Source organism: Sorangium sp. So ce726 (genome assembly GCF_051521405.1).
Taxonomy (GTDB): Bacteria; Myxococcota_A; Polyangia; order Polyangiales; family Polyangiaceae; genus Sorangium.
This window is the reverse complement of record NZ_CP150349.1, coordinates 2,560,456-2,580,529: the sequence shown is the minus strand read 5'-3', so window position 1 is coordinate 2,580,529 and position 20,074 is coordinate 2,560,456. Positions and strand designations below refer to the sequence as shown.

Annotated in this window: 14 protein-coding genes; 8 read left to right on the top strand and 6 right to left on the bottom strand. The window is 70.5% G+C overall.

The features are described 5' to 3' along the window. The first annotated feature begins 93 nt into the window (after nt 1–93). Nucleotides 94–1,095, top strand: coding sequence for an LLM class flavin-dependent oxidoreductase (locus tag WME79_RS09830; RefSeq protein ID WP_437534438.1), 1,002 nt, complete (start codon nt 94–96; stop codon nt 1,093–1,095). Nucleotides 1,096–1,505: 410 nt separating this feature from the next. Here the strand turns inward: WME79_RS09830 and WME79_RS09825 are convergent, their stop codons facing one another. Then, on the bottom strand, nt 1,506–2,843 hold the full coding sequence (locus WME79_RS09825) for a hypothetical protein (RefSeq protein ID WP_437534437.1): 1,338 nt from the start codon (nt 2,841–2,843) through the stop codon (nt 1,506–1,508). Between the two features lie 661 nt (nt 2,844–3,504). Between WME79_RS09825 and WME79_RS09820 the strand changes: the two genes are divergently transcribed. After that, the gene (locus tag WME79_RS09820; protein WP_437539808.1) at nt 3,505–4,395 is read left to right on the top strand and encodes an AraC family transcriptional regulator; all 891 of its coding nucleotides are present in this window, start codon (nt 3,505–3,507) and stop codon (nt 4,393–4,395) included. A gap of 69 nt (nt 4,396–4,464) precedes the next feature. Further along, the gene (locus tag WME79_RS09815; protein ID WP_437534436.1) at nt 4,465–5,433 is read left to right on the top strand and encodes an alpha/beta hydrolase family protein; all 969 of its coding nucleotides are present in this window, start codon (nt 4,465–4,467) and stop codon (nt 5,431–5,433) included. Here WME79_RS09815 and WME79_RS09810 read toward each other — a convergent pair. Beyond that, complete coding sequence (locus WME79_RS09810) at nt 5,396–6,820, bottom strand: PQQ-dependent sugar dehydrogenase (protein ID WP_437534435.1); 1,425 nt, start codon at nt 6,818–6,820, stop codon at nt 5,396–5,398. The genes WME79_RS09815 and WME79_RS09810 overlap by 38 nt on opposite strands. Here WME79_RS09810 and WME79_RS09805 point away from each other — a divergent pair. After that, entirely contained in the window at nt 6,800–8,047 is a 1,248-nt protein-coding gene (locus WME79_RS09805; RefSeq protein WP_437534434.1) for a hypothetical protein, read from the top strand. The genes WME79_RS09810 and WME79_RS09805 overlap by 21 nt on opposite strands. Before the next feature lie 293 nt (nt 8,048–8,340). After that, nucleotides 8,341–9,654, top strand: a complete 1,314-nt coding sequence (locus WME79_RS09800) for an inositol-3-phosphate synthase (protein WP_437534433.1) — start codon at nt 8,341–8,343, stop codon at nt 9,652–9,654. Nucleotides 9,655–9,772: 118 nt separating this feature from the next. Here WME79_RS09800 and WME79_RS09795 read toward each other — a convergent pair whose 3' ends face one another. Beyond that, nucleotides 9,773–10,630 carry a calcium-binding protein gene (locus WME79_RS09795; RefSeq protein ID WP_437534432.1) on the bottom strand — a complete coding sequence of 286 codons (858 nt, stop codon included), beginning with the start codon at nt 10,628–10,630 and terminating at the stop codon, nt 9,773–9,775. A 188-nt stretch (nt 10,631–10,818) separates the two neighbouring features. After that, nucleotides 10,819–11,937 carry a diacylglycerol/lipid kinase family protein gene (locus WME79_RS09790; protein ID WP_437534431.1) on the bottom strand — a complete coding sequence of 373 codons (1,119 nt, stop codon included), beginning with the start codon at nt 11,935–11,937 and terminating at the stop codon, nt 10,819–10,821. Nucleotides 11,938–12,403: 466 nt separating this feature from the next. Here WME79_RS09790 and WME79_RS09785 point away from each other — a divergent pair, with 466 nt between their 5' ends. Further along, nucleotides 12,404–13,087 (top strand): hypothetical protein, encoded by a 684-nt coding sequence (locus WME79_RS09785; protein WP_012234436.1) that lies wholly within the window; start codon nt 12,404–12,406, stop codon nt 13,085–13,087. Nucleotides 13,088–13,106: 19 nt separating this feature from the next. Here WME79_RS09785 and WME79_RS09780 read toward each other — a convergent pair whose 3' ends face one another. Beyond that, nucleotides 13,107–14,621 carry an ATP-binding protein gene (locus WME79_RS09780; RefSeq protein WP_437534430.1) on the bottom strand — a complete coding sequence of 505 codons (1,515 nt, stop codon included), beginning with the start codon at nt 14,619–14,621 and terminating at the stop codon, nt 13,107–13,109. Between the two features lie 99 nt (nt 14,622–14,720). On the opposite strand from WME79_RS09780, the gene obgE reads away from it, so the two are divergent. Together obgE and WME79_RS09770 are read left to right on the top strand one after the other, a co-directional pair. Beyond that, entirely contained in the window at nt 14,721–15,761 is a 1,041-nt protein-coding gene (gene obgE, locus WME79_RS09775) for a GTPase ObgE (protein ID WP_437534429.1), read from the top strand. Between the two features lie 417 nt (nt 15,762–16,178). Beyond that, nucleotides 16,179–17,930 carry a hypothetical protein gene (locus WME79_RS09770; protein WP_437534428.1) on the top strand — a complete coding sequence of 584 codons (1,752 nt, stop codon included), beginning with the start codon at nt 16,179–16,181 and terminating at the stop codon, nt 17,928–17,930. On the opposite strand, the gene WME79_RS09765 is transcribed toward WME79_RS09770, so the two are convergent. Further along, nucleotides 17,922–19,970: a CotH kinase family protein gene (locus WME79_RS09765; RefSeq protein ID WP_437534427.1), complete on the bottom strand. Its 2,049-nt coding sequence runs from the start codon at nt 19,968–19,970 to the stop codon at nt 17,922–17,924. The two genes, WME79_RS09770 and WME79_RS09765, sit on opposite strands and share 9 nt — an antisense overlap. Between the last annotated feature and the right edge of the window lie 104 nt (nt 19,971–20,074).

Sequence of the window (20,074 nt, the reverse complement as noted above, 5' to 3'; positions counted from 1 at the left end):
CGCTCGCGCGCGGAGGCCGCGCACGCGCCGCGCCGGTCCCCGGGCGCTGCCGCAACCGTCCGTGGCGTGCAACAGTCTGGCGAGGTGTCCAACATGATTCCTTTCTCCGTTCTCGACCTAGCTCCGATCGTCCAGGGCGGAGACGCCGCGCAGGCGCTCCGCAACTCGCTCGATCTCGCGCGCCACGCCGAGCGGCTCGGCTATCACCGCTACTGGCTGGCCGAGCACCACAACATGGGCGGCGTCGCCAGCGCCGCGACGTCGATCGTGATCGCGCACGTGGCCGCCGGCACCTCGACGATCCGCGTCGGCGCGGGCGGGATCATGCTGCCGAACCATGCGCCGCTCGTGATCGCCGAGCAGTTCGGCACGCTGGCGTCGCTCTTTCCAGAGCGCATCGATCTGGGCCTCGGGCGCGCTCCGGGCTCCGACCCCCTCACCGCCCGCGCGCTCAGGCGCAACCTGGCTGGCGACGCGGACGGCTTCCCCCAGGACGTCCTGGAGCTGATGGGCTACTTCCGCCCGGCGGAGCCTGGCCAGCCGGTTCAGGCCGTGCCCGGCGCCGGGCTCCGCGTGCCGATCTGGATCCTCGGCTCCAGCCTCTTCGGCGCGCAGCTCGCCGCGGCGCTCGGCCTCCCCTACGCCTTCGCCTCGCACTTCGCGCCGGGCCAGATGACGCAGGCGATCGCGCTGTACCGCAGGGAGTTCCGCCCCTCGGACGAGCTCGCGGAGCCCCGCGTCATGCTGGGGGTCAACGTGGTCGCAGCCGCCACCGACGAGGAGGCGCGCCGGCTGTGGACCTCGCTCCAGCAGGCGTTCGTCAACCTGCGCCGCGGCCGGCCGGGGCCATTTCCGCCGCCGGACGACGACTTCGAGCGCGCGCTGAGCCCCCTGGACCGCGCCGGCCTCGAGCAGGCGCTGGCCTGCTCGGTCGCGGGCGCTCCCGAGACCGTGCGGCGGTGGCTGGACAGCTTTATCGTCCGCACCCGCGCCGACGAGCTCATCGTGAGCTCACCGATCTTCGATCACGCCGCGCGGGTGCGCTCGCTCGAGCTCACGGCAGCGGTGCGCGACGAGCTCGCCCGCGCCGGGTGAAGCGCTGCCTCGGCACGCAGCGCTCTCCGTCCGGCTCATTCGCGGGACGGTGCTCGACCACCTCCGGACAAGCCCGCCGCACTTCCCCGACGGTCGAGACCGCCCGCGGGCCCCTCGACGTATTTCGCTCAACCGGGCGCGCTCGCCGAGCGGAAAGGTGCCCCCGCCGATCACCGCTCGAGAGCGAGAGAGCGAGAGAGCGATCTCGGAGCAAGGTTCGGGGCGCCCTCGCAGTACTGCGAGGGCGCCCAATTGCGCTTGGTGCAGACGCCGGCAGCGGTCTGCGCCGCAAAGCCCTCTCCCCGTAGACGCCCAAAGACGCCAAAAACAAAATAAAAATCTTGGCGTCTTTTGGCGTCTTGGCGGCTCAACTTCTCGCTGTTTGCGTGCCGCTTCAACCCGTTTGTCGCCTAGGGGGTGAGATCGCGCATCTCGTCGGTGTCCTCCAGGGTCACGGAGATCTCCGCGCTCAGGCCGGCACCACCGGCGAACGCCGGTGCATCGATGCGCACGGCGCACGTCCCGTCGGTGATGACCTCCGCGGAGCGCGTCACCAGATCCCCCAAGGGGATCTGGTTGCTCTCGCAGAAGAGGCCATCGACGGCGCAGGCCTCCGGTGTGGAGGACGTCACCTCGAAATCCTCGGTCCTCGCCTCGCTACACAGCGGAACACCGCCGGACGCAAGCCCGGAGATCACGGCGACCACCCGGTTCCCCGTGCGTGCGAACCCACCAACGTACGTCTCGCCATCCGCGAGGAGCCTCCCGCCCCCCGCGGCGCCCGGGATCGCGAACACCACGTCCATGGCGTCGATGCGGGCGGCAGGGATCACCGAGACCTCGCGCGGGTCGCCGCCGTCGGCCGCGGTGATCACGACGCTGCCGTCGCCGGTCGCGACGATCTCGGAGGGCGCGCCGCCCTCGATCACCCGGAGCCCCACGCCGGTCCCCACCACGTCGACCGCCGGATGCTCGACGTTCTGTGGAGAGAAGGGCTGGCCCGCCGCGTCGAGCGCCACCGGGATGATCGGGAGAGGCCGGTTCGACTGGATGACGGCGCGCGCGCCGCAGCTCGCCGGGATCTCGAACTGCCAGCGCGGGCGCGCCGCCTGGACGGTCATCAACAACGTGATGGGGAGCTCGCGGGTGTCGTCGTACATGGTGCACACGTCGAGGCCGCCCTCCGGCACCGCGATCACGCCCGAGACCTCGAAGGTCGATGTCCCCTCCTCGCTCACGCTGACGGCGAACGTCGTGGGCCCCGTCTTCTCGACGGCGATCGCTCCCTGGATGTCGCCGATCTCGTCGATGGTGATGTCGCCAAGGATCGGCCCGCAGCGCGGATCGAGGACCGAATCCAGTCTCATGGTCACGGTGCTCGGATAATCGGGGCCGATCGCCAGCGCGGCCCGCTCCTCCACGACCACGCGCGTCGGCGTCGAGCGCTGGGCGCTCGCGAGGTGATCGCCGCGGATCAGCGTCGATCTCGTGCGCGCCGGGAGTGAGAGTGCCACGACCGCGCTGGTGTCCGGCTCGACGGGGCCGGGGCAGAGCGGGTTGGGATTGCCGCCGTCGTCCGGGAGCGGCACCTCGCCGTCGTCCGGGAGCGGCACCTCGCCGTCGTCCGCGAGCGGCACCTCGCCGTCGTCCGGGAGCGGCACCTCGCCGTCGTCCGCGAGCGGCACCTCGACGCTCGTGTCCGACGCGGAGGGCGTTGGCTCCGGCTGGCATGCGAGGCCAGCGCTCATGAACAAAAGTAACTGGAGTAAGCCTCTTCTCATGCCGTAGAAGTAACAGAAGCAACCTGCGGAGCTAGGCAGTGGCAAAGATGCGACCGGGGTGATCTGTGAACGAAATTCACGGCTCTTTGTCGCTGTGCTTGAATCGTCCGTCGCGATCGAGCGCGGTCCGGGCCTCGCCCCGGGCCCACCGCGACGCGCAGCCGATCCACGAGGGCGGCGTCGTCCTCGCCGACCCCGAGCCATGTCCGCTGGCCCGCAAGGACGACGTAGAGGTGGGTCGTGTGCGCGGGCGGGGCGTCCTTGGTGAGCGGCGTGGAGCGGAGCTCGACACGGAGCGTCCCCGCCGGCAGCGAGGCCGGCGCGCGGGCGATCGCGTGTGTGGCGCGCTCCTTGTCCTCGTCGTCCTCGATGGCGCAGAACCCCGCTCGCCACCACGACGCGGTGAAGCGCCTGGCCGGTGGCTCAGGCCTGTGCGAGGGGCCAGAACAGCCACACCCAAAACAGATTATTCTCCCCAGAACGAAACCGGGTCGCCTCCGGCCTGCCACAGGCACCGCCGCGCTTCCGTGCGCCCCTCGGGGCCCGGTCACCTCGAAGTTCAGCAATTTCGGTCAGGCACGGCGTGCGGCGGCTCGTTACCTTGCCGCTCGCCGAGGAGGACGCCGCGTTGACCGAAGCCGCCGAGAACGCGTACATCGCCAGGTTCCGCAGGGTGCTCGAGCATGTCGACGCGCACCTGGACGAGGACTTGACGCTCGATCGGCTGAGCGGCGTCGCCGCGTGCTCGAAGTACCATTTTCACCGGCAGTTCTCCGAGCTGTTCGGGATGGGAGTCCACGAGTACGTGAAGCTCGTCCGCCTGCGGAGCGCGTCCTACCGGCTCGCGCTCCCGGACCGGGAGCACGCGCGGATCATCGATATCGCGATGGCGAGCGGCTACGAGAGCCCCGAAGCCTTCTCGCGCGCCTTCAAGAGGGCGTTCGGGCAGTCCCCCTCCGAGTTCCGGGAGCAACCCCGGTGGGATCCTTGGCACGCGACCCATGAGCGCCTGAGAGAGACAAGGGCCCTCCCCATGAAGGCCGCTCATCGCGCCGAGGAGGTGGCCATCGTGCGGTTCAACGAGACGCGCGTCGCGGCCTTCGAGCACCGCGGCGACCCGAAGCGGATCCTGGAATCGGTGCGCCGGTTCATCGCGTGGCGCAAGGAGAACAAGCTCTCGCCGAGGGTCAGCGCGACCTTCAACATCCTGTACGACGACCCGGCCGAGTCCCCTCCGGAGGCCTACCGCACAGACCTCTGCGCGGGCATCGGCCGCCCCATTTCGGAGAACCCGCACGGCGTCGTCGAGAAGGCGATCCCCGGCGGCCGCTGCGCCGTCCTGCGGCACGTCGGATGCGACGACACGCTCTACGTGGCGGTGAGGTACCTCTATGCGACCTGGCTCCCCATGAGCGGAGAGGAGCTGCGGGATTTCCCGCTCTTCCTGCAGCGAGTGCGCTTCTTCCCGGAGGTGCCCGATCACGAGGCCGTCACGGATGTCTTCCTCCCGCTCCAGTGAACTTCCCGTGAACAGACAGGCATCGTCCTGGGTCTTCCCATCCCCCCGACACCGTCCGGAGAAACGCGTATGAATCGATTCGTGGGCTGCCGCAGCCTGACCGTTCGAGACCCGATGAACGACCTCTCGTTCCCGGTCCTCGTGATGTACCCGACGCACGTCCCTGCCGAGGTCGTCGCCATGGGGCCTTACTCGATCGATGTGGCCTTGAATGCGCCCCTGCACGGCGGCCCTCTCCCCTTCGTCCTCATCTCGCACGGCGGCGGCGGGACGCCCCTCGCGTATCGGACGCTCGCGTCCCACCTCGCACAGAGCGGCTATGTCGTCGCGATGCCCGAGCACCCCGGGGACAATCGCAACGATCGGTCCCTGACCGAGGCGGTCGAGAACCTGGAGCGTCGGCCCCGCCACGCCCGGCTGGCGGTGGACGCCGTCTGCTCCGACGCCGAGCTCGGGCCTCGCCTGCAGGGCGACGACATCGCCGTCATCGGGCACTCGATGGGTGGCTACACCGCGCTCGCCCTCGCGGGCGGGCAGCCCTGGACGGGGCCGGGGCAGAGGGTCGCGGTCACGAAGGACCCGCGCGTCAAGGCGCTTGTCTTGATGGCCCCCGCGGCGTGCTGGTTCGTGCCCAACGACGCCTTGAAGGACGTCGAGGTGCCCATCCTCCTGCTCGTGGCGGAGCACGACCGCATCGCGCCGAGATGGCAGGGGCAGCTCGTCCTCGACCTCGTCCCCGACCCGGCCCAGGTCACGTTCAAGGTCGTCGAGAACGCAAACCACTACTCGTTCCTGAGCCCGTTTCCTCCCCAGATGCGGCGCCCGGACTTCTTGCCCGCCGTCGATCGCGCCGGATTCGATCGCGAGGCGTTCCACCGTCAGCTCGAGCGCGACGTGCGCGAGTTCCTCGACGCGGCGCTGCGGCAGAGCCCTTCATCGCCGCCACATCGACAGCCCGTCCCGGAGAAAGCAGGCGACGCGCCGACCGCCGTGGAACACCTCACCCCGGATCAAGCCGGTAGACGCGCCCCGTGTTGAACATCACCACATAGACCTCCCCGGCCGCGTCCTCGCCGAACGAGGACGGGAGTCCATTCGGGTTCAGCGCCGAGGTCAGCTCGACGGGATCGGTCGCTGCCTTGCCGTCCCACACGAAGGAGAAGAAGCGGCCCGTCACGTAGTCGGCATAGAGATAGCGGCCGCGCAGACACGGGATCTTCGCCCCGCGGTAGACATAGCCGCCGATGATGGAGCCCGCCTCGCTCCGCGGGTGCTCGACCGCGGGGGGGAGGCCGCGCGGCTTGCACGTCGCGCCAGGAGGGTAGCAATGGGTGCCCTCCATCGCTTCCCAGCCGTAATCGTTCCTGCCCTGGCCAGGGCGCTCCACCAGGATCTCCTCCCAGCTCTTCTGGCCGACATCGCCGATGTACATGTCCCCGGTGAGCCGGTCGAAGCTGAATCGCCACGGGTTCCGGAGCCCGTAGTCCCAGATCATCGGGTCCCCGCTCGTCATGTTGCCCGCAGGCGCCTTGCCCGGCTGATCGACGTCGATGCGGAGGATCTTGCCGAGCTTCGAGGTGAGATCGGCCGCGGGGCTCGGAGATCGCGCGGAGTCGCCGATCGCAGCGTAGAGATAGCCGTCCTTGCCGAAGGCGAGCATCCCGCCGACGTGGTTCCAGGCGCCGTGCTTCACGTCGACAAGCGACCTGACCGGCTCGGGATGGGCGGAGTCACCGCCCTGCGCCGCGCGCTTCCACTCCTCGATCACCACGTTGCCGCGCGGGGCCGACGAATAGTGGAGCCAGAAGCGCCCGTTCTTCGCGTAGTCCGGGTGGAACGCGAGCCCGAGCAGGCCGCCCTCCGCGTTCGGCGCCGGAAAGAACACGCGCGATCGCACGTCGAGGAACGGCGCCTGCTGGAGGGCGCCGTCCTTGATGAGCCGGACGACCCCGGTCTTTTCGAGCACGAGGAGGCGCGACGGATCGCCGGGCGGACCGGCCACATACGTCGGCTGGTCGAGCATGGTCGCCACCATGGTGAGCTTCAGCTGCGGGACGCCCCCGCACTTCGCCGGGCGAGCGAGCTCCGCGGCGCTCGCGGGAGCCCCCTGCGCCGCGGGAGCCCCCTGCGCCGCGGGGGCGCCTTGCGTCGCGGGCGCACCCTGCGCGGCCCGCGTGTCTTGCGCGGCGAGCGCCGCGCCAGGCGCCCCCGTGCCCCCCTGAGCCGCCTGGACCGGGTTCCCCGCCGCGGCCTGGCCGGGAGGGCCGCCCTCGCGAGGCTCTTCGGGCGGCCCGGCGACCTGCACGCGCCTGTCGCAGGCGGCTACACTGCCTGCGAGCAGGAGGCACCAGGCGGTCCGATGGCACGCTCTCGTCACATAGGCAGCGCGCCCCACGACGCGCTGGTGGCTCGGTCTCTCGGACAAGCAGGCACCTCCCTCTCCACCTTCACCACGAGAGGCCGCGCCTGGCAAGCCGTGGTCGCGTCGCTGCTGCTGACCGGCTGCGGCGGCTGCGGCGCGCAGGAGACGCCCCGGCCCGAGCCTCTCCCCACCCCACCGGACCGTAGCGGCCCGGCGGCCGCGACCACCACGCGCGCAGCCGGCACATTCGATCGCCCCGGCCAAGGCGCGGCCCAGGCGCCCGGAGGCCTGCCGCCATGCAAGGACGGCGACACCGATCCTCCCGATCTCCGCTGCACCGGGCTCTACAGCGACCCCGGCGCGCGCTCGCTCGCGGCGGGTGTCCGCGAGTTCAAGCCCGCCTTCGAGCTCTGGAGCGACGGCGCCGAGAAGACACGGTGGATCTACCTCCCTCCGGGCGCGACCATCGATGTCTCCCGGATGAACGACTGGACCTTTCCTGTCGGCACCAGGCTGTGGAAGGAGTTCCGTCTGCCCGTCGCCGGCGCGAGCCGCCGTATCGAGACGAGGTTCCTGTGGAAGACCGCGGAGGATCGCTGGACGCGCGCCACCTATGTCTGGTCGGAGGACGGAGCGAGCGCGACGCAGGTGAAGGCCGGTGTCCCTCACGTCCCCGGTTCGCCCGACTATGCGATCCCGGCGCAGGTCGACTGCATCCGTTGCCACGCTGGCAAGACCGACAACCCGCTTGGATTCGAGGCGATCCAGCTCGCCGCGCGGGGCGCCAGCGGCCTGACGTATGCCGAGCTCGTCGCGCGCGGCCTGTTGTCGACGACGTCCGGCGGCCCGCTCCCGGACGCGGCCGCGCTCGAGGTGCCGGGGACCGCGACGGAGCGGCGCGCCCTCGGCCTGCTGCACGTCAACTGCGGCGTCTCTTGCCATCACCCGCTCGGCGTCGCGACGCACTTCGAGATGCGCCTCAACATCGACGCGGCCGGCCGGGTGGGCGACGTGCGCGACACGCGCGTCTACAAGACGGCGATCAACCAGCCTGTGAAGGTCCGCCCGCCCGGAGCGCCGCCGGGAGCCGGCTATGACCGGCTGAGGCCCCTCGATCCGGATCGCAGCGCCGTGCTCCGCAGCATGTCCCGGCGCGACGCGCCCGGCGCGCCGCCCGAGCAGATGCCGCCGCTCGCGACCCGGCGCGTCGACGAGGAGGCCGTCGCCGCGATCCGCGCCTGGATCGAGGCGATGACCCCTGCCGCCGGCTACCCGCGACCCTCCCCCTGATCGCCCGCCGGGATTGCCCGGCGCGTCGCGAGCACGCCGCCTCGTGGCAGCACCTCACGCCGCCGTCCGAGGCGCCGAGGGGAAGGGAGCACCGGAAGCGCGCGAAGGGAGCGCGCTGGAAACGCCGTCGCGCGCGCGCCGGCCCGTGGTGATCGCGGCCCCCGAGCTTCATGCTCCCGGCGGGTCGCAGCGCCGCGCGGCCTCGACCGACCTCGCGCTCGCCGCGCGCACGGCGCCGGCGGATGCCCCGCCTTGCCCGACGAGCGCCCACGACCACGGGGGGAACACGTCACGTGAAGCAGCCGAAAGAGATCAAGACCGCGGAGGGCAAGCTCGGGGTCCTGCTGCCGGGGCTGGGCGCCGTCTCCACGACGACCATCGCGGGCACCCTGCTCGCGCGGCGCGGGCTCGCGGCGCCCATCGGGTCGCTCACGCAGCTGGGCACGATCCGACTCGGCCGGCGCACCGACAACCGCGCGCCCAGGATCAAGGATTTCTTGCCGCTGGCGGCGCTCGATCAGCTGGTGTTCGGCGCGTGGGACATCTTCCCCGACAACGCCTACGAATCGGCGCGGCACGCCGACGTGCTCGATCACCGCCACCTCGACGCCGTCCGCGAGGAGCTCGAGCGGATCCGCCCCATGCCCGCGGTGTTCTACCCGCAGTATGTCCGGCGGCTCCACGGCAACCACGTGAAGAAGGGCGCGAGCAAGGCCGCGATGGTCGAGCAGGTCCGGGAGGATATCCGCGACTTCCTGCGCGACAGCGGCGCTGCGCGCGCCGTCGCCGTCTGGTGCGGATCGACCGAGGTCTACATCGCGCCCGCGGAGGTCCACTCCTCCATCGCGCGCTTCGAGGCGGGCCTCGCCGAGGACCACCCGGCGATCTCGAGCTCCCAGATCTACGCGTGGGCTTGCCTGAAGGAGCGTGTCCCGTTCGCGAACGGCGCACCGAACCTGACGGTCGATTTCCCGGCTGCCTGGGAGCTCGCAAGAAAGCAGGAGGTCCCCATCGCCGGCAAGGATTTCAAGACCGGCCAGACCCTGATGAAGACGGTCATCGCCCCGGGGCTCAAGGCCAGGATGCTCGGCGTCGCAGGGTGGTTCTCGACGAACATCCTCGGCAACCGCGACGGCGAGGTGCTCGACGACCCCGACTCGTTCCGATCGAAGGAGGTCTCGAAGCTCGGGGTGCTCGAGCACATCCTCCAGCCGCACGTCTACGGAGAGCTCTATGGCAAGCTCTTCCACAAGGTGAGGATCGAGTACTACCCACCTCGGGGCGACGCCAAGGAGGGGTGGGACAACATCGATCTCGTCGGCTGGCTCGGCTACCCGATGCAGGTGAAGCTCAACTTCCTCTGCCGCGACTCGATCCTCGCCGCGCCCCTCGTGCTCGACCTGGCGCTCCTCCTCGATCTCGCGCAGCGCGCCGGGCTGCGCGGCACGCAGGAGTGGCTGAGCTTTTATTTCAAGAGCCCGATGACCGCGCCGGCCCTGTACCCGGAGCACGATCTCTTCATCCAGTCGATGAAGCTCAAGAACACGATGCGCTGGCTCATGGGGGAGGACCTCATCACCCACCTGGGCAACGAGTACTACGACTGATCGCCCGGCAGCTCCGCGCCGACAGCGGCGCTCACGGCCTCGCCGCCCTGCTCACGGCCTCGCCGCCCTGGAAGAAGAAGAGCTCGATCCACCCCGCGTCCCCGCCCCCGCGGTGACGTCACTGCCAGCGCAGGTGCACGTCGACGACCGCGCCCGTCCGCGTTGAGGCGCCCTCCGAGAACGTGAACGAGGCGCGCTCGATCTCGCAGTTGCCGCGCACGTCACAGCGCCGATCGCGTCCATACGAGAGCTCGATCGCGACGAGCCCGCGCGACGCGAGCGGCTCGAGCTCGCCGGCGCTCGACGCGCGGTTCGCGTCCCGGTCGCTCCAGAGCACGAGCCGCGACCACGCCTCGTCCCGCGCCGTGATCCGGCCGTCTCCGTCGGTGTCGAGCTCGCGGAGCGCGGTGAACCCGTTGTCCGCGCGGGCGCCGCTCGAGAGCACCGTCGCCGAGCCGAACAGCTCCTCGCCACCGTCGATCGCCCCGTTGCCGTCCCGATCGAACGCGAGCCACGGCGTCGCCGCGGTCGGCCAGTCGGTGGCGATCGTGGCCCCGAGCCCGCTCAGATCGAAGGCGCCGCTCATCGCGGTCACGTACTCGACCGGCCGCTGCTCGAACGAGAGCACGAGCGGCGTGCTGGTGACGCTGCCGCTCTCCTGGCACCCGGTCCAGGTCGCCACCCCGTCGATGTTCTCGCACTGCTCGAAGCCCTCTGTGCCGTTGACGGTGCAGTTCCGGGATTCGCCGATCTCACACGCCGCCTCGACCTCCTCACCTCCGGCCTCCTCGCTTCCGGCCTCCTCGCCTCCGGCCTCCTCGCCTTCGAGGGCGCCCTCGTCGGTCCCCTCACCACTTTCCCCACCGGTCGTCACCTGTGCGGCGCATCCAGTGCCGATCGACCCCCCGCCGAGGAGGAGCGCAAGCGAGGCAATTCCCACGGAACCGGAGCGAAGAATGGTCAGCTTGATGTTCATGGCACAGACCCAGAGCAAGCGTTGCGCCAGCCCCGCCCTGCGCGCTCATCCCGCGAAATCCCCCGGCAGTCATGGCACCAGGAGCCCCCGAAGCGCCTCAATGCGCCACCATGCGCCAGGAGCACGACGCGAGTCGTGCCAATCTGGTCCAACCCGAGTCGCCTCGCGCCCTGCCGGACGGCTGAGCCTTATCCGCGCGGCGGCGCGTAGAAATCGACGATCCGGATCGGCTCGGTCAGGCGCACGCGCACCCGCGATCGCTCCCCGCGGACGTCGCCGCCGATCTGGAAGCTCGTCGCCGGGTCCATCTCGATCGTGACCTCATCCACGAAGTAATCGAACACCGTTTCCAGGTCGTCGAACTCTCCGCTCCAGATGCTCGAGAAGTTCCGCACGAAGGTGAACGGCGACACCACCGAGACGCGCAGCTGCATCCGGTCCTGGCGATCGTCCGCATAGGGGAACATCCGGAAGCCGAAGCCGTAATAGGGGATCGTCGACAGCGCCGCGATCTTCGCCGGCCCTTCGTAGATGACGCCGCCCTTCTTGATGGGCGCCCCCAACATCGCCCCCTTCTCGCCGACGCGGATCGCGTCGTTGCCCTCGTTGATGATGCGGCAGTGCGGTGTGCGCCGCACGAGGTAGCTCGGGATCGTCCGCGTCGTCGCGGCGACGGCGTACGCCACCGGCCCCGGCGCGAGCCGCTTCAGCGGGCCGCGCGCGAGCGCCGCCTTCACCGCGTTGTAGTCGCGGAGCATCACCGCATCGATCCCGAAGCCGCAGAACGGCGACAGGATGTCCTCGGCCTCCACCAGCCGCAGGTTCCGGCTCCCGGCCTCGGCGCGCAGCCGCTGGAGGTCGACCGCGAGCCCGGGCTTCGCGCCCGCGCCGCCGGACGCGCCGAGCACCCACGCCAGCGAGTTGCCCGTCCCCAGGCGGAGCAGCCCGAACCGCGGCAGCGGCAGCCCGCGCCGCTTCGCCTCGTTCACCACGGCCGTCACCACCACCGTGAACGTCCCGTCGCCGCCGCCCGTGAGGATCGTGCCGTAACCCCGGTCGACAAGGATCCGCGCGATGCCCTCGCTCTCCTCCACCCGCCGCGAGACGAACAGATCCCCCGTGTCAAGGATCTGATCGAGCGTCTCGATCACCTCCGCCGTCACGCTCTTGGCGTTGCCGTTCACCACCACGGCAATCCGGCTGCTCGCCGCGCCTCGCGGCATTTCGCTCGCACGACGCGGCGCATCAGCGACCACGGCCTTGGGGACGTCATCGGTGGGGCCGCGACCGGCGGGCGGAGAGGTCATACACCGCGATCTATCACGACCCACCCCTGCACTTGGAGCGCGGGATGACGCGGGATCATGCGGGATGACCAACCGACCGGCCGGCGGCCGGCGCGCAACGGGCGTCGCGGGCGCGATCTTCGCCGAACCGCAGCGCCGAGCCCGCCGAGCCCGCCGAGGCCGGCGATTGTGGACCCATGTGGCCGGCGCGACCCAGCGGCGCGCCCGACGACAGCTTTCCGGGAGGCTCGATAGCGTGCGATGCTCGCTGGTTTTGGCTCCCGGACCGATCTTGGGTCATGCTGCCCTTCGGGAAAGCGAGGAGCCTCCCCGAAACTTAGTGGACGGGGTGGTCGATTTTTTGGTAAGGCGACGACCTGGTGAGCCAATTGGGCTTGACAGCCGTGCGGGTCTTTACCGCCGCGCGGGCGGCGCGCGCTTGGCGAAGGGCCGCGACGATCTCGTACCCAGCGGGGGACGCAGCGACATGCCGAAGATCACAAAGCAGGGCAGCTCCGAGAAGGCGACGGGTATGAAGAAGAAGGCCTCTTCGAGCAGCAAGGGGGGCGCAGAAGCTCAGCTTGCGAAGCCCGTGAATCCGGTAATCAAGGAAGATTCGAAATCGGCGTCGAGCGCGTCGAAGCGTAAGCTCGGCCTCCGTGGCGCTGCGCCCTGGGCTGCGCGGCACGCCGCGAAGCACGCCGCCGAGGCGCGGGCCCGGGCCGCGGAGCCGGCGCCCCCTGGCAGCGCCCGGGCGACCATCCGCGTGCCGAGCGGCGCGGAGGAGATCAAGGCGAAGATCGCCGAGCTCCACAACCAGACCCAGAAGATCCGCACGCTCCGCAAGCGGCTCGACAAGGGGTTCTTCGATATCGGGGTGGTGCTCGCCGAGATCCAGCAGCAGGAGCTGTATCAGGCGAAGGGCTACGGCTCGTTCGAAGCGTTCCTCGAGCGCGAGATCGACCTCGGCAAGCAGACGTCGTTGCGCCTCATCAAGGTCGCCCACGTCTTCCAGCGCGAGGTGGCCCTCGACTACGGCATGGACCGGCTGTTCGTCGCGCTCGCCGCCCTCGAGGGCGAGGTGCCCAAGCCGGCCCCCTCCGCGATCCCCTCCGCCCCCGGCTCCAAGCCCCCTCTCCCGTTGAAGCCCCCCATGCGTATCGTGGGCTGAGCGCCGCTCACCCGCCCCGTCAGGCGCCAGCGCCGCGGGGCGGGGTTGAGCCGACCGGGCGCTCGATGGGCTCGGGGACGAAGCGGGGGAGCCTCACCCGGACCGTCGTGCCGTCGGCGGCGTGCGCGTCGACATCCACACGGCCCGCGTGCTGGTCGACGATCTTCCGGACGATCGCGAGCCCGAGGCCCGTGCCCGCCGCCTTCGTGGTGAAGAACGGATCGAAGATCTCGGCGAGGATCGTCGGCGCGATCCCTGGCCCCGTGTCCCCGATCGACAGCCACACCTCGTGCGCATCCCCCGACGCGCACGCCCGCAAGACCCCACCGTCGGGCATCACGTCGAGCGCGTTAACGACGAGGTTCAAGACCACCTGCTTGAGCTTCTCCACGTCGCCGAGCGCGAAGCAGTCGTCCGCGAGATCGCGGACGACCTCGACATGGTGGCTCGCGAACGCCTCCTCCTCGAGGTCGAGCACGTCGCGCACGACGCGGGCCAGATCGACGGGCTCGCGGTGGGGCGCGCGCGGCCGGGCGAGCTCGAGGAACTCGCCGAGGAGCCGGCCCAGGCGGGCGATCTCCGCTTCGACGATGCCGACGCGCCGCTTCATGGGCTCGCGGATCGCCTCGTCGGAGAGGCGGTCGATGCCGCGGCTGAGCAGGTGGAGCTCCAGGACCGCGGCGTTCAGCGGGTTCCTGATCTCGTGGGCGAGCCCGAGGGCGAGCGGGGCCATGGCGTTCAGGGCCTCGGCGTCGGCGGCCCGCCGCTCGAGGGCGCGCCGCTCGGTCACGTCGATGCCGATGCCGTAGACGAGGTCGGTCCTGCCGCCGCGCCCGCCGCCGCGGACGCCGGAGAGGTGCCAGCGCACGCGGCGGATCGCGCCCACCGCGTCCCTGACCCCGACCTCGACCTCGGCGGCGGCGTCGCCCTCGACCACGCTCAGGAACGACTGGTTGAACCGGCGCTGATCGGGCTCATCGACGAGCGCCTCGCAGAACGCCATGCCGAGCGCGGCGTCGCAGGACACGCCCGTCAGCGCGGAAAGGCGCGGGTTGAAGAGCGCGACGCTGCCGCCGGCGTTCAGGCCGAGGATGAGCACGTCCGCCGCGTCGATGATCGCCCGGTACCGCCGCTCGAGCTCTTCCCGCTCCCGCTTCAGCGAGATCTTCTCGATCGCCTGGGCCACCGTGGAGATGAGCTCCTCGGGGCGGAACGACTTGAGGATGAAGGCGAAGGCGCCGGCGCGGAGCGCGGCCATGGCGGCGTCGACGGTCGCGAAGCCGGTCACGAGGACGATCTCGCCGTGGGGGGCGGCGGCGCGGAGCGGGGCGATGAGCTCGAGGCCGCTCGCGTCCGGCAGCTTGACGTCGACGACCGCGACGTCGAACCCGTCGCGCCGGGCGGCCGCGAGCCCCTGCTTGCCGTTGGGCGCGAGGGCGACCTCCACGTCGAGCTCGCGCGCGCCCTCGAGGACCTCGCGGAGGTTTCCGGCGAGGCTCGTGTTGTCGTCCACGATCAGGATTCGAGCGGGCACCTGGGGTCTCCTGGGCGAGCGGTCCGGCGGGCGGCCCGAGGCGCGGGGCGTCCTTCCGCTTTGGGGTCTTTCCTAAATTGTATGCTATGAGCCGCCGTCATGCGGTTCGTCGATCGGTGCCGTCTGAAGGTGATCGCCGGGGATGGCGGCAATGGAGCGATCGCATTCCGTCGTGAGAAGTACATCCCGTTCGGCGGCCCCGCGGGTGGAGACGGCGGCCGCGGCGGGGACGTCGTCTTCGTGGGCGACGGAGGCCTGTCCACGCTACTCGACTTCACTTACGCGCGCACGCTCGAGGCCGACCGGGGCGAGCACGGGATGGGCAGCGACTGCCACGGGCGCGCCGGCGCCGACAGGGTCGAGAAGCTCCCCGTGGGGACGCAGATCTTCGACGCGGAGAGCAGCGAGCTGATCGCCGACGTGACCGAGCACGGCCAGCGGGTCATCGTCGCCCGCGGCGGCAAGGGGGGCCGCGGCAACCTGCACTTCAAGTCGCCGCACGACAGGGCTCCGCGGCGCTCTGAGCCGGGCGAGCCGGGCGAGGCCCGCGAGCTTCGCCTGGAGCTGAAGGTGCTCGCCGACATCGGCCTGCTCGGCTTCCCCAACGCCGGCAAGAGCACCTTCGTCGCGGCCGTCTCGGCGGCCCGGCCCAAGATCGGCGACTACCCGTTCACGACGCTCACCCCGATCCTGGGCATGGTCGAGATCGGCGGCGGCGTCCGGGCGGGCGGGTCGAGCTTCGTCATCGCGGACATCCCGGGGCTGGTCCCGGGCGCGAGCGAGGGGGTCGGGCTCGGCATCCAGTTCCTGAGGCACGTCGAGCGAACGCGGGCGCTCCTCCACCTCGTGACGCTCGACGCAGGCGAGGGCCGCGAGCCGCTCGCCGACTACCGGGCGCTCCGCAAGGAGCTCAAGAAGTTCAGCCCGGAGATCGCGGAGCGCCCGGAGATCGTCGTCCTGACGAAGGCCGATCTGACCGAGGTGCGCGAGGCCTACCCGAAGCTCAAGGCGCGGTTCGCGAAGGCGAAGGTGAAGCTCCACCTCATCAGCGCCGCGACGGGCGAGGGGATGCCGGAGCTCGTCCGCGAGCTCGCGGCGCTCGCGCGCAAGCGGGAAGAGCCGGCAGAGCAGGACGGCTGAGCGCCTCGGCCAGGACGGCGAGCGCGGCGCGCACCGATGGCGCGGCGTGAGCGCCGCCGTCCGCGCGTTGTGAGACGGCCGAGCTCGCTGGCTCGCTGCCTTGAATGGGCGCTCGCTCACGGAACGCCACAGGCGGCGAAGAGCTAGCGCCGCGCGGCCGCTCGTCATCACGCGTCATCAACATCACGCGTCGTCACGCGTCATCAACATCACGCGTCATCAACCATCTTCCGGCACACGGAAAAAGGGGATCACTCGTCTTCGCGCGTACAGACACACAGTGTTCTCACGTGCGTTGGGCATCCACATCCGTCGTTGTTTGGTTCGATCGGGCGCGCGCGCCGCCTGGACAGGAGAGCAAAACTCGAGTCCAATTTACGATCCGGACTCACATGTCCTGTCGGAAGGAGAAGCCCTATGCGCTCGTCGACCCCCAACAAACCTTCTGCTCTGGCGTGGCGTGTGGCCCTCCTGGCGGCGCTCGGCGCGGTCGGGACGGCGCGCGCGGATGTGGTGCAGCCGAACGGCACCGTCGTCCCTGTGATCACGAACCGATTGAGCGATCTGCTGAACGGCTCCACGAAGAACGACAAGCTCGACGAGATGATCGACGTCGTGGCCGACGCCGCGGTGGAGCCCCAGGTGTTCTCGCCGCTCTGCGAGTTCAGCGGCAAGTACATCGACAAGGGCGGCGGCGCCAACTTCGCGGTCGGCTGGTACAACGTCGACGATGGCCGCGACAGCGACGACCCGCCGCTGTACGTCCCCGTCGACACCCGAGACGACCTCAGCACGCCGGCGCCGGAGAGCGATATTCAGATCCTCTTTCCGTTCTCGGGCTCTCTGCCGCCTCCCGAGAAGCGCGAGCTGACGGCCGTCTCGATCCGGGAGAACCCCGCCTACGCGGGAGGCCTCATCGGCTTCGTGCTGATCCCCAACCCGAACGGCACCGGCAATGGAAACGCCACGCAGTACCATTACACCGAGCACCGGTTCAACGTGGAGTGTACGGCGTGCGAGAGTCCTGGGCCCTGGTACTCCGACCTCATCTACAGGTCGAACCAGCTCGCGAACACGTTCTACCTGGGGTTCGAGGATCTCGATTTCCGGAACGCCGACGGCAGCGCGGGCGTCAACGGCAATGATCTCGACTACGAGGACTTCCTGTTCCGCTTCTCCGGCATCACGTGCCCCGCGGCCGGCCAGCCGTGCGAGGTCGAAGAGAACGTGGGCGCGTGCCGCGCGGGCGTCTCCGACTGCGACGCGCAGGGACAGGCGATCTGCACGCCGATCGTCGCGCCTGGCAGCCAGGCCGAGCAGTGCGACGGCATCGACAACGACTGCGACGACATCGTCGATGAGGAGGCGCCCTGTCCAGAGGACCAGGTGTGCAGCCGCGGCCGCTGCGTGAACCGCTGCGGATCGGCCGAGTTCCCGTGCGAGCCTGGGCTCGTGTGCGTGGAGGGGCTGTGCGTCGAGCAGGCCTGCGTCGACGCGATGTGCGACGTCGGCGAGGTGTGCCATGACGGCGAGTGCCGCGCCCCGTGCGACGGCGTGGTGTGCCCGCACGGCCAGACCTGTCGCGGGGACCGCTGCCTGGATCCGTGCGACGGCGTGGCGTGCGGCGCGGGCGAGGTGTGCGAGAGCGGCGTCTGCGTGGTCCAGTGCGGCTGCCGGGGCTGTCCGTCGGACGGCCGCTGCGCCGCGGACACCGGACGGTGCGTCGAGGCCGCGTGCGCCGACGTCGCGTGCGGCGCGGGCACCTATTGCCGCGGCGGGGCGTGCGTCGACCTCTGCGACGGCGTCGTGTGCCCCGCGGGCGAGCGGTGCGTGGCAGGCGTGTGCGCCGCAGAGCCGCCGTCTCCTGCCACCACGGCGTCGGCGGGTCCGACGCTCGACGTGGCCGCCTCGGTCGGCGCGGGCGACGCCGGATCGGGCTCGGGCGGGGACGCCGCTTCAGGCTCGGGTGGGGCTCCCTCCACCGGCGCGGGCGGGGACGCGAACGGGAGTGGCGAGTCGGCGGGCTGCAGCTGCAGCCTCGGCGGCGACGCGCCCTCCGCCGGCGGCGTCGCCGCGTTGCTCCTCGCCGTGAGCCTCGGGTTCCGCCGCAGGAGGGGCGGAGACCCGGGGCGCTCGGCTCTGGGCCTCCGTATCCGCCGCTCAGGGTGATTCGGACGTCGGCCCGAAGAACTCGACATCATCGATCTCGATGGTGCCCGAGTCGACCTTGTCCTTGCCGAGGAAGCCGTTCGCGCGGACGCCGTTCATCTCCGCGCTGAAGGAGAGGCCGACGATCGATCGGAGCACGTCGTTCACGTCGTCGCCCGGGTCGCGCCCCTGATCGATGGCCCACCCGGGGAGCGCCATGTCGGCGAACCTGAGCTCGATCAGCGTCGGCTCCGCGGTGAGCCGCACGTCCCATCCGTGGCGAACGCCCGTGAGCCCTTCGCTCTGCGCCGGGCTCTCGACGTCGAAGCGCATCCCGCGCGCCGCCTCCGCCCGCGCCCAGAAGCGGACCCCCTCGAGCGCCGTCGCGTCGATCGTGCCCTCGGCGAGAGGCACCCCGAAGTACACGTACTGCCCCCAGGGAGACGCCTCGTCACGGAAGTCGAAGCGGAGCAGCATGCTCTGCGCGCCGTTCAGCGGATCTTCCTGTGAAAGGCCCTGCACGGCGCTCGACGCGTTGTTGGTGGACAGCACCGTCCCGACGTACAGCCCGAGCGTGTCCGCCGCCTCGAAGTCGTTGATCCCCGTCGCGATGAACGAGAAGGGCGCGAGCGGCGTGTCGCTGGCGAAGCGCCCCAGGCGCTCTCGCAAGATCGGCAGCTCGTTCCTGAGGCGCTCGACCGCGGGCTCCCACCCGGCGAGCCCGGGTCCGAGCGGATCTTCCTCGACGGCGGTGCGGATCAGCGCCGCGTACTTGTCGACCTGCTCCTCGAGCCGCCCGTCGCTGAACGGGCCCTCATAGAGCGCCTGCAGCGCGGCCTTGTAGCCCGCTGCGTCCTGGTTCAAGGCGCCGAACAGCGCATCGCAGCCCGGCGGGCGCACGTGCTCGGAGCCCATGAACACGGGGACCAGGGCGCTGCAGTCCGCCGGCGTCTCCGTCCAGCGCGGCACGTGGCCGAAGTAGGTGCTGGCGCCGAGGGTCTGGTCGAGATCCCACGGGATGAGGTGGAACTTGCCCGACGAGGGCTCGTCGTAGAAATAGAAGTTGTGGTTGGCGCCAACGCCAGCGTCGTTGGCATAGTAGGTCGTGACGCCGTCCCAGTTCAGGATCGTCTCGTCGACGGCCATGTAGCGCTGCAGCTGCTCGAGGTCCGTCCACTCCGACAACGCGGTGAGCCGCTCCTCGCCCTCGGCGGACGCGAGGGCGGTCGAGAACGAGATGAATCGCTCGTGCGTGGCCACGTCTTCGTTCGTCTCGATCCGCTCCGCGTAGTAGCCGGCGTCGTCCGAGACCGGCCACGCTTCCTTGTAGAGATCGCCGTCCGGCCCCTCGGAGAAGTGGTGTTCCAGGAAGCGGCCGTCCACGTCCTCGACCATCGAGAAGAGCCCCTGCGACTCGCCGTTCACGTGCAGCGTCGCCCACGCGCTCCTCGGGGCGGCGACGCCCATCTCCCGGAACAGGCCATAGGCGATCCGCTCGTGGAGCCGGGTGGGGTCCCAGATCATCGAGTGGAAGTTCAGGCGCTTCTGCGCGTAGAAGCGCTGTCCGTCGACGTACTCGTCGAACTTCACCTTCATGCTGAGCTTCGGACAGGTGAGGTTCCCCTCCCCGTCGAAGCACATGTCGAGGGTGCCGTAACCGCCCTTGAAGCGCAGGCCCACGACGCCGAGGCTCTTGCCCTTGTAGCAGGCCTCGGCCTCGACATACTGCTCGTCGCGGGCGTTCTCCTTGAGCTCCGCCCAGCGCTCTTCCGGAAGGTAGAAGTCGAAGCGCGGAACCTCCTCCGCCGCGTACAGCTCGTCCGCGTCGCGGTCGGCCAGCGCGGGGTCGGACGGCTCGCACCGCGGCGTCGGGGGCTGCCCGCCGCTCCCGCCGTCGCTCGTGCCGCCCTCTCCACCGGCGCCTCCGCCTCCCGCGCCTCCGGCGCCAGCCCCGCCCGAGCCTCCTGGCCCGACGCTGCTGCTCGCGCCCTCGTCATCACCGCAGCCCGCGCCCACCGCGGCAGCCGCAAATGCAAGCACCATCCAATACCCAAGCTTCATCCAACGATCCTCCAAGAGCCTCGACCCTAGTCGCGGCCATCGCGTCCGTCGATGCCTGATTTTCACGGCAGGCATGAACGCCTCGCTGGACGTCGTGCGTCGCG

Coding starts and splice junctions, on each gene's coding strand:
- obgE (WP_437534429.1), top strand. CDS start 14,721: ATGCGGTTCGTCGATCGGTGCCGTCTGAAGGTGATCGCCGGGGATGGC.
- WME79_RS09830 (WP_437534438.1), top strand. CDS start 94: ATGATTCCTTTCTCCGTTCTCGACCTAGCTCCGATCGTCCAGGGCGGA.
- WME79_RS09815 (WP_437534436.1), top strand. CDS start 4,465: ATGAATCGATTCGTGGGCTGCCGCAGCCTGACCGTTCGAGACCCGATG.
- WME79_RS09795 (WP_437534432.1), bottom strand. CDS start 10,630: ATGAACATCAAGCTGACCATTCTTCGCTCCGGTTCCGTGGGAATTGCC.
- WME79_RS09770 (WP_437534428.1), top strand. CDS start 16,179: ATGCGCTCGTCGACCCCCAACAAACCTTCTGCTCTGGCGTGGCGTGTG.
- WME79_RS09790 (WP_437534431.1), bottom strand. CDS start 11,937: ATGACCTCTCCGCCCGCCGGTCGCGGCCCCACCGATGACGTCCCCAAG.
- WME79_RS09825 (WP_437534437.1), bottom strand. CDS start 2,843: ATGAGCGCTGGCCTCGCATGCCAGCCGGAGCCAACGCCCTCCGCGTCG.
- WME79_RS09785 (WP_012234436.1), top strand. CDS start 12,404: ATGCCGAAGATCACAAAGCAGGGCAGCTCCGAGAAGGCGACGGGTATG.
- WME79_RS09765 (WP_437534427.1), bottom strand. CDS start 19,970: ATGAAGCTTGGGTATTGGATGGTGCTTGCATTTGCGGCTGCCGCGGTG.